This is a genomic window from uncultured Thiodictyon sp., from assembly GCF_903946935.1.
In the GTDB taxonomy this organism is placed as follows: domain Bacteria; phylum Pseudomonadota; class Gammaproteobacteria; order Chromatiales; family Chromatiaceae; genus Thiodictyon.
In genome coordinates, this window is record NZ_CAJAXH010000098.1 from 1 (window position 1) to 12757 (window position 12757).

The window sequence follows — 12757 nt, forward strand, 5'->3', positions numbered from 1 at the left end:
GTTCGGCAGAGCAGTAATCGCTCCAAGCCCTGTCAGGGGCTTGTCGATGCGGCTCGTTATGCGACTCTATGACGCCCTACATGTCGTCATAACATCATGTAATTTATAAATATGCCGACCTACTGAGATCCCAAAGAGCCATTTTATTCCCGATATTTTGGCAAATGCAAGTTGAAAATATCTATGGGCTGCTAGAAGAATATTTGCTTTCGGATGAATTTTCCGCCCACGCACGGAGCAAACCAACCGATTTCATCCCTGCGCGCGCTGCCGCTTCCGCCCTTGGTGGCCGTGCTGCTTAACCTGCGTAAGGGCGCCATGGCCGACGCGTTGGATCGGTTCGTCGACCTGTTGATGGGATTCGGGTATTTCTTGCCGAAAGGTGCGATCACCAGGGCATCGGCACCCGCAGCGGCGCAAGCATGATTCCCACGCCGAGGGCCAGCACACAGCACAAGAGTATCAGGCGCAAGGCGCGCCGCAGGTCGCTGCCTTCCACATCGGCCGGCCAGTCCTGATCGCCCAGATAGTCGCGCTCCACCCATTCCCCGCGATACTGCGCCGGACCCGCCAAGCGTATTCGTAACGCCCCGGCGCAGGCGGCCTCGCTCCAGCCCGAATTGGGGCTCGGCAGGCAGGCGTGATAACGCCGGGCGGCCTGGAAGGCGAGCCATGGGTGCAACCGCAGCAGGGCGGCCGCCAATGCAATCAATGGCACCGACAGGCGTGCCGGCAGCCAATGGACCAGGTCGTCCGAGCGCGCCCCGGCCCAGCCGAAGCGCGCATAACGCGCCGTCTTGTAGCCGACCATCGAATCCAGCGTCGATACCGCCTTGACCAGGATCAGCCCCGGCAGGCCGAACAGGCACAGTGCCCACAGTGGGGTGAGTACGCCATCGGTCAGGTTCTCCGACAGGCTCTCGATGGTGGCGCGCACGATGCCGTCGCGTCCCAGTTGGTCGGTATCCCGGCCGACCAACATCCCGAGCCGTCGCCGCGCGCGGGGCAGGTCGTCTAGGACCTCCAGGACGCGCTGCCCATGCACCAGCAGGTCGCGCATACACAGCAGGCTATAGGCGATGAAGCAATCCCAGGCCAGGGCCAGCCAGGGGTGCAATAGCCCCAGTCCATAACCGATCCCCCACCAGGTCGCGAGCGCGCCGCCGACCACCAGGACCCAGTGCATGAGGCCGCCGGCGCGACCATTCAGCCCAACGGCAAAGAGCAGTCGTTCCCCGGCCAGGCTCAAGGCACCCAGCAGCCGCACCGGATGGAGCCGATAGACCGGATCGCCAAACAGTGCATCGAGGGCGCCGGCGAGGAGCACCAGACCCAGGTGGGTGGCGAGCTCCGGCGGCAGGTTCAAGCCGGCACCGCCGGGTCCAACAGCAATGCCGCAACCGCGGCGGGGGCCGGGCGGGCGAACAGATAGCCCTGGCCCAGGTCACAGCCCAGCGCACGCAGTGCGTCCAACTGCTCCTGGGTCTCGATCCCCTCGGCGACGACGTGCAGGTGCAGTGCGTGGGCCAGCCCGATCATGGCCGTCACCAGGGTCGCATCCCGGTCCGGCACGCACAGCCGGGCAATGAATCCCTGGTCGATCTTGATACAGTCCACCGCCAGGCGTTGCAGATAGGCGAGCGACGAATAGCCGGTGCCGAAGTCGTCGATATGGATGGCGAGCCCCAGTGCGTGCAGGGCCTGGAGCCGGCCGGTGTCACGCAGGGTCTGTTCCATCAGGACCGACTCGGTGACCTCGATCTGGAGGTCATCAGGCGACAATTGGTGCTCGGCCAGCAGGGCGCGCACGGGTCGTGCCAGGCAGTCGCGTTGGAGCTGGGTCGCGGAGACATTGACCGCCACCGGCACCGTCACCAACCCGGCGCGACGCCAGGCGACGATTTGGCGGCAGACCTCGCCCAGCACCCAGCACCCAATCTCCCGAATCAGCCCGGTCTCCTCCGCCAGCGGGATGAATCGCTCGGGCGGGACCGCGCCTAGGGTCTCGCTGTCCCAGCGCAGCAGGGCCTCGAAGGCGGCCGGGCGCCCGCTTTTCAGGTCGACGATGGGCTGATAGTGCAGGCTGATCTCATGACGCATCAGGGCCAGGCGCAACTGGTTTTCCATCTGTAGCCGGGCGGCGACCCGGCTGTCGAGGTCGGCGGAGAAGAAATGGAGCGCATTGCGGCCTCGCGCCTTGGCCCCGTACATGGCCAGATCCGCGCAGCGGATCAGGTTGTCGGCATCGCTGGCGTCCTGGGGGTGCAGGGCGATGCCGATGCTGGCGGTGACGATGTATTGGGTATCCCCCAGGTCGAAGGGCTCGGCGGTCGCCGTGAGGATGCGTTGCGCGAGGTCCGCGGCCTGTTCCGGGCCACTCAACCGATCGGCGACGATGAGGAACTCGTCCCCGCCGAAACGCCCGACATGGACCTCGGCCGCGCTGCTCGCGGCGATCCCCTCCAGTCGCCCCGCCAGACTCAGCAACAGGGCGTCACCCGATCCATGGCCGAGTCCGTCATTGATCTGCTTAAAGTTGTCCAGGTCCAGGAAGAGCACGGCCAAGCGGCGGCCCTCGTGTGCGACGGCGGCGATGCGGGTGGTCAGCAGCTCGCTGATCAGCCGCCGATTGGGCAGCCCGGTGAGTGGGTCGTGGAAGGCGAGTCGCTCGATCTCCTCGCGCCGCTGTGCCAGGTCCGCGTCCATCGCGCGCACCGCCGCCGCCAGGGCGCCGATCTCGTCGCGCGAATCGATCGGGATCGGGGTGCGCAGCGCCCCGGCGCCGATGCGCCCGGCGGCGTCGCGCAGGAGCGCCAGTGGGCGCAGCACCAGACGCCACAGCCAAGTGCCCAACACGGCGATCAGGAGCAAGACGGCGAGTGCGGTCAGGGCCAGCGTGGTGAGCCCCACCCGGTTCAAGGGGGCGGTCAGGGTGTCCTCCGGCAGGGCGGCCAGGGCCAGGACCCCGGGGGGAATGAGTCGGACCTTGAACAACCAATGACCCGCGGTCCAGGTCTGGGGGTCGGCGTCCCGCTTGTTCGCGGGGTCGGATCGCACCGATTGGGTCAGCAATTCGGGCGGCAGGCGCTGCCCAGTCCAGGTGTTGCTGGAGTCGAACAGGACCTCCCCGTCGGGCAGGGCCAGGATCAGCTGACCGGCGATGCCGAATGGCCGGGCGCGCAGCCGCGCATAGATCGGGTCGAGCGAGACGCGCAAGGCCAGATACCCGCGGGTGCGCAGGCTCGTGTCCGCCCGGGTGAGGAAGTTGTCCGCCAGCGCGATGCGGCGATAGACCCGCAGTGTGCCGTCGTCGTGCGGGGCCAGGCTCAGACTGACCGGCTGGGGGTCGGCGCTCACCGCGGCAAAACCGGGGTCGGACGCCCCGGCCGGCTGCCGATCCGGCAGGCCGGGCGCCGCTACCCGGACCTCCGGGGTGCCGTCCGGCCGCAGGAAGCGGATCTCCCGATACTCGGGATAGGCGTCGCGGTACTGGTAGAAGAGCTTGAGCAGGGGTGCCTGCAACAGGTCGGTTCGCTCCTGCTCGTCGGTATTGCGGGCATAGCGCTCCACCGGGGCGGCGGCGGCAAAGAGCGTGCTATTGGTGCGCGCCGTCTCCACCAGTTCGTGCAGTCCCGCCGTCACCGCCTCCAAGGTGCCATCCAGGTCCCGCTCCACGATCTCCTCCAGGTCCTCGCTCAGTCCGTGATAGGACAGCCAGCCTAGTGCCAGCACGGGTCCCGCGACCAGCGGCACCAGTACCATGGCGAGTTTGAGTTGGAGCCGCACGGTGCTTAGTCCCCGTGCATCAACGCAGCGTAGGCCTGCAGCCTGGCGGCCATGGCGGATGCCGGCAGTTGGGTGTAGGACTCGCAGCGCCCGAGGGTGGCGGCGTCAGGATAGATCAGCGGGTTATGGCGCATCTGCGCCGGCAGTATTCGCTCGGCGGCCAGATTGGCAGTCGCGTAGGCGAGGTCCTGCGCGTTGCGGGCGGCGACCGCGGGACGGTTGATGAAATCGAGGAAGGCGGCGGCGAGTGCCGGGTGCCGGGCGTGGGCCGCGATGGCCAGGAAGTCCAGCCACAGGGCGCCGCCCTCGCGCGGAATCACATAGACGACCTGGGCGTTGCGTCGGCGCAGCGCCGCGGCGTCGCCGTTGTAGGTGACGGCGGCGGCTACCCGCCCCGTCAACAGTTCCGAGTGTGCGTCGGTCGTCAGCGAGCCATAGCGCAAGACCGCGGGCCGTTGCGCCCGCAGCAGGTCGGCGGCGGCCTTGATCTCGGCGCCGTCGGTGCTGTTCATGGAAAACCACAGTGCCTTGAGCGCGACCGCGAAGAGGTCGAAGTGATCGGCGACCATCAGGATCCGACCGCGCAGTGCTGGCGCCGGGCGCAGCAGGTCCAGCCAGGAGTCCAGGTCGCGGCCCGTGAGGTCACGCCGGTAGGCGATGCCCATGGTCCCCCACAGATAGGGCACTGCCACGTCCTGACTGTCGGGGAAGGCGGTGGCCCAGCGCGGGTCGAGATAGCGTCGGTTGGGGATGGCGGCGGGGTCCAACGGGCTGATCCAGCCGCGCTTGCGATAGGCCGCCAGGGCGGTGTTGTCGAGCAGTAGCAGGTCGAAGCCGGCCCCCTCGGACGCGGCCATGGCCTGGTCGCGGGCATCGTCCGTCTCGAAATAGACCTGGCGGACGCGGGCGCCGAACTCGGACTCAAAATCCCGGATGGCAGTCGGGGAGAGATAATCCTCCCAGTTGAAGATGACCAATTCCGGACCCGCGGCGTCGCGCCCGGGCGCGCTCGACTGGTCGTCGCGGGCCGGGGCAAGGCCCCCGGTCAAGGCGAGCAGCAGCGCGATGAAGGACAGGGCGGTCCTGGTCATGGTGCGATGGCCGGGGTGGGTGGGTGCGTCAGTGTCCCGCGCTCGGGGGATCGGTGCAAGGCGAGTCGCCCCCGGCCGCGACGAGGCCAAGCGCGATCTTCCCAGTCGGGTTGACGCTCGTCGCGCTGCCACCGCTATCCTTGGACGCCAGGGCTCAGGTCGGTTGGCGTAAGAGCAGGCGCCCGAGCGCCCCGGTATCCAGATGCGCCTCCACCATATCGGCCAGACGCTCGATGGCCGACTCGCGTAGCGCGGCATAGTCGCTGGTCTGCGGCTGGTTGAGCCCGGCCCAGGCGAGCAGTGCATCGCAGGCGGCCGGGGACTCGAAGAGCCCGTGCAGATAGGTCCCCAGGACCTGACCGTCGGCGCTGATGGCCCCGTCCGTACCCTCCGCCAGGTAGACCGCCGGTCGCCCCAGCGCGGGTCCGGTGCTCACTCCGGCATGGATCTCGTAGCCGGTGACCGGGGCATCCCCCAAGGCCAGCCGGCCGCTGACATTGGTCAACCGCTTTTCTGACTCCAGGGTCGTTTCAAAATCCAGCAGACCGAGCCCGGGCGTGCTGCCGGGTGGACCCTCCAGGCCCAGCGGGTCATGCATCGTCCGCCCGAGCATCTGGAACCCACCGCAGATGCCGATCAGCTTGCCGCCATAGCGCAGATGACGGTCGATCGCCTCCACCCAACCACGCTCGCGCAGCCAGTTGAGATCCGCCCCCACCGACTTGGAGCCGGGCAGGATGATCAGGTCCGCCGCCGGGATCGGCTCGCCCGGGCCGATCTGCCGCAGGTCCACCCCCGGGTGCAGGCGCAGCGGGTCCAGATCCGTATGGTTGCTGAAGCGCGGCAGCACCGGCACCACCACCCGCAGCCCGGCCCCGCTCTTGTCGCCCTGATCGCGGGCCACCGCGTCCTCGGCCTCCAGGTGCAGCCCCTTGAGATAGGGCAGTACGCCGAGCACCGGCTTGCCGGTGTGCTCGGTGAGCCAGTCCAGACCCGATTGCAGCAGGCTGAGATCGCCGCGGAAGCGGTTGATGACAAAGCCCTGGACGCGCGCCCGCTCGCTTTCGGAGAGCAGCGCCAGGGTGCCCACCAGGTGTGCAAAGACCCCGCCGCGGTCGATATCGGCGATCAGGATCACCGGGCAGTCCACGCCCTCGGCGAAGCCCATGTTGGCGATATCCTGGGCGCGCAGGTTGATCTCCGCGGGCGAGCCGGCCCCCTCCACGACGATGGCGTCGTACTGATCCGCCAGCCGCTGGTAGGAGACCAGCACCGCCTCCCAGGCGATGCGTTTATAGGCCTGATAGCCGACGGCGTTCATGTTGCCGACGGCCTGGCCCTGGACGATCACCTGGGCGCCGATATCGGTATTGGGCTTGAGCAGGACCGGGTTCATGTCGGTATGGGGCGGTAGCCCGCACGCCTGCGCCTGCACCGCTTGGGCGCGGCCGATCTCCCCGCCGTCCACCGTCACCGCGCTGTTGAGCGCCATGTTCTGCGGCTTGAAGGGCGCCACCCGCACCCCTTGGCGCGTGAGCCAGCGGCACAGGGCCGTGACCAGCAGGCTCTTGCCGGCGTCGGAGGTGGTGCCTTGGACCATGAGGGTTGGGGTTTTCATGCGGACTCCCGCAAGTCCCGAACCTCGTCCAAGATCTCCTGATGACTGCGGCTTGGGATCGCCAGGATCTCGGCCCGATCGAGAATCTCTGTGAGCACGGCCCACTGGGGCGATAGGCGCTCGTCCTCGTCCTCGACGATCACGCGCACCTGCCTGAAGCCGTACCTGGCTCGAAGACCTCGTCGGGACTACTCGCGGACAGTATTCGGGTCAGCCAGACCTCGATCTGATCCGCTTCGGCCGCCTGCACCCGGGTCGCCAGGTCCGGCGTCGGCGGGCCGAACTTTGCTTGCATCAGCCGCAGCAGGGCCTTGGCCTCGCCTTCCTGACGGCCTTTCTCAATGCCTTCCTCGCGGGCAAGGCGCTCCCAATTCGTGACGTAAGACATCTTCGTTTGCTCCTCCAGTTCAGCCAGTTCTTGACGGAGTATCCGTTCGAGTGTGCGCGGCAGGCGGATCAGCCAGTCGATGAAGCGCAGCAGCTTTATCGCATCGTCGCGGTCGTACCGATAACGATACAACAGCGCAATAATCTCGCCCTTGCGGGCCTTGCGTTCGGGGTCGCTGGTACGTCGGTGGGCCGCCAATTGGGCCAGCGCGACGACGGCAAAAGGGTTGTCCGCCGCGCGCCGGACCAGTTCGGATTCGTCCCAGTCCGGCAGGGCCTGGACGCGAAAGCGGAAGCGCAGCCCGCAGCCGTCGCGTTCACGGCGGTATTCCCCGGTCTCGCCATCGGCCCGATCATTGGTCAGCAGCGCCAAGCTGATCGTCTCTACCCCACCGAAGCGGTCATAGATGCGATACCAGTATTGGAACATGCGTTCCGGGAATTGGGCATCGGCCTGCCCCTGAATCTCGATATGCAGCAACAGCCAGACCTCCAACCCCTCACGACTATGGACCTTGACCAGCCGGTCGGCATAGCGGCGGCCGATGGTCGAGTCACCGGTGATCCGTTGCAGTTCGGCATCGAGAAATTCATAGGGCCGGCTCCAGTCGATCAGGGCGTGGACGCTTGGGAAGAACAGCGCCATGAAGGGCTGGAAAAAGGCGTCGATGGCCTCTTTCCAGGGTGAATCGTAGTCCGGTGCGCCGGGGTCGTCGGTCATAGGCAGTCCTCATTCTTCTCGTTCCCACGCTCCAGCGTGGGAATGCCGTTAGGCCGCTCCAGCGGCGCGTCGGCTGACGGGACGCTGGAGCGTCCGGACTTGCTCCCACGCTGGAGCGTGGGAGCCAGATAAAGGTCAAAGGTCCTGGGCCAGACGCAGGCCGAGGAGCTTCTGGCGGGAGTCAGGTTCGTTCGAGCTGCGGTGCGACACGCGCGTGTTCCTCGCATTGTTGATCCAGGAACCGCCGCGCACCACCCGGTCAGCGGATAAGCAATTGTCATGCCATTCAGAATCATCCACCGGGGCGCCCGCATAGTTGTCGTGCCAACAGTCCTGCATCCACTCCCAGATGTTGCCGTGGATGTCGTGAAGCCCCCAAGGGTTGGGGCGCTTCTCGCCGATCGGGTGGGTTTTGCCGCCAGAGTTGTCCTTATACCAGGCATGGTCGCCCAGGGCGTTCTCGTCATCGCCGAATGACCAGCGGGTCGCGGTCCCCGCCCGGCTGGCATATTCCCAGTCAGCCTCGCTCGGCAGTCGATAGGTCCGGCCGGTCTGTTCGGAGAGCCAGACACAATAGGCCACGGCGTCATGCCAGGAAACGTTGATGACGGGGCGCCGACCGCGGCCCCAGCCTTCGTCGCCCGGCAGCTCACGTGGCTCGTGTTCCTCGCCGCCAAAGAGGCGCCCCATCAAGCCGCGCTTGGCCGCTGGTGGAGGCCGGGTGGCAATGACGAAGCGGTCGTAGTCCTCGAAAGTGACCGGAAAGCGGCCGATGGCGAAGGGGTGCGCGATGCGGACCTCGTGCTGGGGCCGTTCGTCGGCGAATGCTGTCGTGTCTCTTTCCGATGCCCCCATCAGGAAGCGTCCGGCGGGGAGCCGGACCATCTCCGGTCCCTCGCTGCCGTCCTTGAGCCGGTCGCGGAAGGACGGTGGGGGCTCGGGTGTGGCGGCAGGCGCCGGCGCTGGCTCCGCAATGACCCCAAGCGCCAGCGCCCAGGTCTCCACCGCCCAGTGCGCCGCCTCGGCAGTCAGGAACAGTTCCTTCGCCAGTCGCTCGCGCAGTTGGTCGACCAGGAGCAGCGGCGACAGACCGGCCGCGTTGGCGAGCAGCGCGGCCGGGACCCGCTGTTGCAGGGCGCTGATCAGGAGAGCGATTTCTGGTTTGTGCTGACCGCACAGGTCACGCAGCATGGTTTCGCAGCGGGGCGCCTCGTCGCACAGGGCGCGCCCGTGTTGGACGATGAGTTGACGCAGCGTGTCGCGGACTGTGGGTTCCATGATCGGTGGCTCTGCAATCGTTCGGATTGAAATGGTCGTCGGCAGTCGTTTCAGGGCAATGATGGTCTGGGCATAGTGTCGATTTTTGCGATGATCGAATCAACCGGCGCTGTGCCACACCAAGGGGGTGGTGCCCACGGCGGTCTTGATGCTAGAAAGAGCAGTTCTCACGCGAAGCCGCGAAGAACGCGAAGTTATTTCAATGCGTTATCGTCATTATCCTGAATGCCTGTCAGGTGAACGACGCGGGATCTATATCTTGTTGTTCTTCTTCGCGCTCTTCGCGGCTTCGCGCGAGTAACTGCCGGATTTGGGTTGATCGCAATTCCGGGTGTCGGCGCAGAAGGCGCGGAGCGCCAAACACAGGCGTAACACCGCTGGAGCGGTGTTACGAGGGTGGAAACTTGGTGTTACGAGGGTGGAAGTCACTTACAGTGCGGCCTCGAGCCTTGCCCATTCCCCTTCACTCCCGGGCAGTCCGAAGCGCAGGGCCGGCGGCGAGTCGAACAGGCGCGTGAGAATGCCGGCGCTGGCCAGTGCCTCGTGAATCTGGGGCGCCCGTCCCGTGGGGACCCATTGGAAGAGTGCGCAGCCACCCTGCGGCGGCAGGCCGTGGCGGCGCAGCAGTTCGGCGAGGCGCTCACCATCGGCGGCGAGCCGTTCCCGGGTCGCGTCCTGCCAAGCGGTGTCGGCCAGGGCCTGGGCGGCGACCCAGCGCGAGGGCGCGGCGATGGTCCAGGGGCCGAGTAGGGCGGCCAGGGGGCGGGTGATCGTCGCATCCGCCAGGACGAAGCCGACGCGCGCGCCAGCCAGGCCGAAGAACTTGCCGATGGAGCGCAGCAGGATCAGTCCGGGCCGGGGGCCAAGGTCGGCCAGGCTCTGCTTTGGCGTCGCGTCCATGAAGGCCTCGTCCACCACCAGCCAGCCGCCGCGCCCGGCCAATGCGCCATGCCAGCGCAACAGGTCGGCCCGCGGGAAGCGCGCACCGGTCGGGTTGTTGGGGTGGATCAGCACCAGCACGTCCAAGTCCGGCAGTGCGGTCTCGATGGCGGCGCCCGACAGCGGGCGGACCTGGTGCCCGGCCCGGGTCCAGGCATGGGCGTGCTCGCCGTAGCCGGGGGCGATGATGCCGACCCGGCCGGGTGGGCGCAGGCGGGGCAGGGCCTGGATCGCGGCCTGGGAACCGGCGACCGGGAGTAGGGCAGGGGTGCCGTAATAGCGCGCCGCTGCTTGCTCCAGGCCGTCGTCGTCTTCGGGCAGGCGTGACCAGAGGTCGGCGATGGTCGGGGGCAGTGTCGGATCACTCAGTGCCCAGCCGACGGGATTGATGCCGGTCGAGAGATCCAGCCAGTCCGCGAGCGGGATGTGATAGCGGTCGGCGGCCTGGCGCAGCCGCCCGCCGTGGGGCAGCAGGGCATCCGGTGCCGGGTCGATGCTCATGGCGCCGGCACCGTCTGACCCCAGGTGTTCTCAAAGATCAGGTCCGCCATGGGGCGGCGCTGGTCCCAGCCCAGGGTCTCCAACAGCGGCTCCTTGGGGAAGGCGTCGACGTGTCCCAGGCAGAGCACGGCCACGGAGCGGGCGCCGGCGGGCAGACCGAGCAACTGATCGAGCAGCTGCGGATCGTAGATCGACACCCAGCCCAGCCCCAGCCCCTCGGCGCGCGCCGCGAGCCACAGGTTCTGGATGGCGCAGGCGACCGAGCACAGGTCCATCTCCGGCATGGTGCGCCGGCCCACCACATAGGCCTCGCGCCCGTCGACCAGGGCGGCGACCAGCAACTCACCGCAGTCCATGACGCCCTCCAGCTTCAGGCGCCGGACCAACTCGCCGCGCTCGCCGCAGGCCTGTGCCGTCTGCTCCTGCTCCTCGCGGGTCAGGTCGTGGATGGCCTGGCGCAGTGCCTGGTCCTTGATGCGGATGAAGCGCCAGGGCTGCATATAGCCCACGCTCGGGGCGTGGTGGGCGGCGGCGAGCAGGCGCGCCAGGACCGTCTCGTCCACCGGGTCGGGGCGGAAGTGGCGCATGTCGCGTCGCTCGTAGATGGCGCGGTAGACCGCGGCGACTTCGGTTTCATTGAACTGATTCATTGGATAAACAACCGGATGGCGGCGTTGGGGTTGGATGGAAAGTACAGGTGCAGATAGGAGGCAGTGAGCCGCCCTAAGCGATAGACCGCTTCCGGCGTACCCCGCTCGTGCAGCGGTGCGCCACGGGCGATGGGTTCCAGGTCGATCTCCGCGCTGGAGTGGTGGAAGCAGTGGCCCCGCAGCTCGCCCTCCGGCAGTGTCACCCGCTGCAACCCCAGGTTGGCGAGCCGCTTCTGCATCCGCGCCCGGCCGGGCAGCAGTCCGACCATGGGGGCTGGGTCGCCGTCCGCCGCGGCCAGTGAGTCGAGCAGATAGAGCAGCCCCCCGCACTCGGCCAGGATCGGGCGCCCGGCGGCCTGGTGGGCGCGGATGGCCTCTTTCATCGCGGTGTTGGCGGCGAGTTGGTCCAGGTGCAGCTCCGGGTAGCCGCCCGGCAGATAGAGTGCGTCGCAGGGGGGTAGCTCGCGATCGTCAAGGGGCGAAAAGAAGCGCAGTTCGGCACCCGCGGCCTTCAGCGTGTCCAGATTGGCCGCATAGAGAAAGGAGAAGGCGAGGTCCTGGGCAACGCCGATCCGTACCCCGGCCAGCAGCGGCGCGATCACCGGCTGGGCCGCGGCCGGGTCGAAGTCGACGGGTGCCGGGAGGCCCCCAAGCGCCGTCTCGGCCAGTGCATCGGCGATCCGCTCCAGGCGGGCATCCAGGTCGGCAATCTCCGCCGCCTGCCAGAGTCCCAGATGACGGTGGGGCAGTTCCAGGCCGGCATCCCGGCTCAAAGCACCCAGAAAGGGGATTTCCGCGGGCAGGCACTCGGTCAGCATGGCGGCATGCCGCGCGCTGCCGACCCGGTTGGCCAGGACCCCGGCGGTGCGCAGCCCCGGGTGGAAGCGGGTCAGCCCCCAGGCGAGCGCGGCGAAGGTCTGGGCCATGGCGGCGGCGTCGATCACACACAGGAGCGGCAGGGCGAAGCGCTCGGCGAGATCCGCGCCCGAGGGCTCGCCGTCATAGAGCCCCATCACCCCCTCGACCAGGATCAGGTCGACCTCCTGCGCGGCCTGATGCAGCAGTGCCCGGCAGTGGTCCTCACCGCCCATCCACAGGTCCAGGTTGTAGACCGGGCCGCCGCTGGCGCGCGCCAGGGTCATGGGGTCGAGGAAATCGGGACCGGTCTTGAAGATGCGCACCCGGCGGCCGAGCCGGCGGTGCAGCCGGGCGAGGCCCGCGGTGACGGTGGTCTTGCCCTGACCGGAGGCCGGGGCGGCGATGAAGAGTGCAGGGCACTGAACGGTCATGGGTTCCCACCGGTTTGGATGACGGCGGCGGGCGGGGGGCAAAAGGGCAGGCGCGCGCGGGGCTTCACCCGCGCGCAGCACCCTGTCATCGCCCACCGCGATGCCGGATCGAACGCCGACAGGCCGGTCTCCGGGCTCACGAGTGGTGCCGCATGCACCTGGCGGATCGCCTTCCCGCGCCTGGGCGCAGTGGCTTGATACCCTTGATGGCTCAAGGGCATGATCCGCCGCAACTCGTCTACCGTTGCGGGGGCAGCGCCGGGATGACTCACCGCGCAAGCGGTTTGTACCGGCTTCCCGTTTAATCCCAGGGGCGCACGCCCGCGGGACACCTGAAGCGAGCCGAAAGTCTACGCCGGCCCGGCGATGGCGTCGAGTCGTGTCAACCCAAAGTAGAAATGTCCCCTATTCCGCAAAGTAGAGATGTCCCCTGTTGGCGGGGGCAGGGGGCGAGATGCAGGGGAGGGGCCGCCGGGTCGGCGGGCCAGACGTAGGGA

Annotated in this window: 10 protein-coding genes and 1 riboswitch; all 10 genes read right to left on the minus strand. The window is 67.8% G+C overall.

Annotated elements, in window-relative coordinates; genetic code table 11:
• Window positions 1–388 precede the first annotated feature (388 nt).
• On the minus strand, window positions 389–1366 hold the full coding sequence (cbiB, locus tag QZX93_RS08890; RefSeq protein ID WP_295392460.1) for an adenosylcobinamide-phosphate synthase CbiB: 978 nt from the start codon (window positions 1364–1366) through the stop codon (window positions 389–391).
• The gene (locus tag QZX93_RS08895) at window positions 1363–3786 is read right to left on the minus strand and encodes an EAL domain-containing protein (RefSeq protein WP_295392459.1); all 2424 of its coding nucleotides are present in this window, start codon (window positions 3784–3786) and stop codon (window positions 1363–1365) included. The genes cbiB and QZX93_RS08895 overlap by 4 nt, the downstream gene beginning before the upstream one ends.
• Window positions 3787–3791: 5 nt before the next feature.
• Complete coding sequence (locus QZX93_RS08900) at window positions 3792–4877, minus strand: spermidine/putrescine ABC transporter substrate-binding protein (protein ID WP_295392458.1); 1086 nt, start codon at window positions 4875–4877, stop codon at window positions 3792–3794.
• Between the two features lie 154 nt (window positions 4878–5031).
• A complete protein-coding gene (locus tag QZX93_RS08905) occupies window positions 5032–6495 on the minus strand; it encodes a cobyric acid synthase (protein WP_295392457.1) in 1464 nt (487 codons plus the stop codon).
• Entirely contained in the window at window positions 6492–6644 is a 153-nt protein-coding gene (locus tag QZX93_RS08910) for a hypothetical protein (RefSeq protein WP_295394522.1), read from the minus strand. The genes QZX93_RS08905 and QZX93_RS08910 overlap by 4 nt, the downstream gene beginning before the upstream one ends.
• On the minus strand, window positions 6635–7603 hold the full coding sequence (locus tag QZX93_RS08915) for a hypothetical protein (RefSeq protein ID WP_295392453.1): 969 nt from the start codon (window positions 7601–7603) through the stop codon (window positions 6635–6637). Before QZX93_RS08915 ends, QZX93_RS08910 begins: the two co-directional genes overlap by 10 nt.
• Window positions 7604–7738: 135 nt before the next feature.
• Window positions 7739–8881, minus strand: a complete 1143-nt coding sequence (locus QZX93_RS08920) for a formylglycine-generating enzyme family protein (RefSeq protein WP_295392451.1) — start codon at window positions 8879–8881, stop codon at window positions 7739–7741.
• A 429-nt stretch (window positions 8882–9310) separates the two neighbouring features.
• Entirely contained in the window at window positions 9311–10321 is a 1011-nt protein-coding gene (gene cobD, locus QZX93_RS08925; RefSeq protein WP_295392449.1) for a threonine-phosphate decarboxylase CobD, read from the minus strand.
• Window positions 10318–10971 carry a 5,6-dimethylbenzimidazole synthase gene (gene bluB / locus QZX93_RS08930; RefSeq protein ID WP_295392448.1) on the minus strand — a complete coding sequence of 218 codons (654 nt, stop codon included), beginning with the start codon at window positions 10969–10971 and terminating at the stop codon, window positions 10318–10320. Before bluB ends, cobD begins: the two co-directional genes overlap by 4 nt.
• The gene (locus QZX93_RS08935; RefSeq protein ID WP_295392447.1) at window positions 10968–12260 is read right to left on the minus strand and encodes a cobyrinate a,c-diamide synthase; all 1293 of its coding nucleotides are present in this window, start codon (window positions 12258–12260) and stop codon (window positions 10968–10970) included. The genes bluB and QZX93_RS08935 overlap by 4 nt, the downstream gene beginning before the upstream one ends.
• 103 nt (window positions 12261–12363) lie before the next feature.
• Window positions 12364–12611: riboswitch (cobalamin riboswitch) on the minus strand.
• Between the last annotated feature and the right edge of the window lie 146 nt (window positions 12612–12757).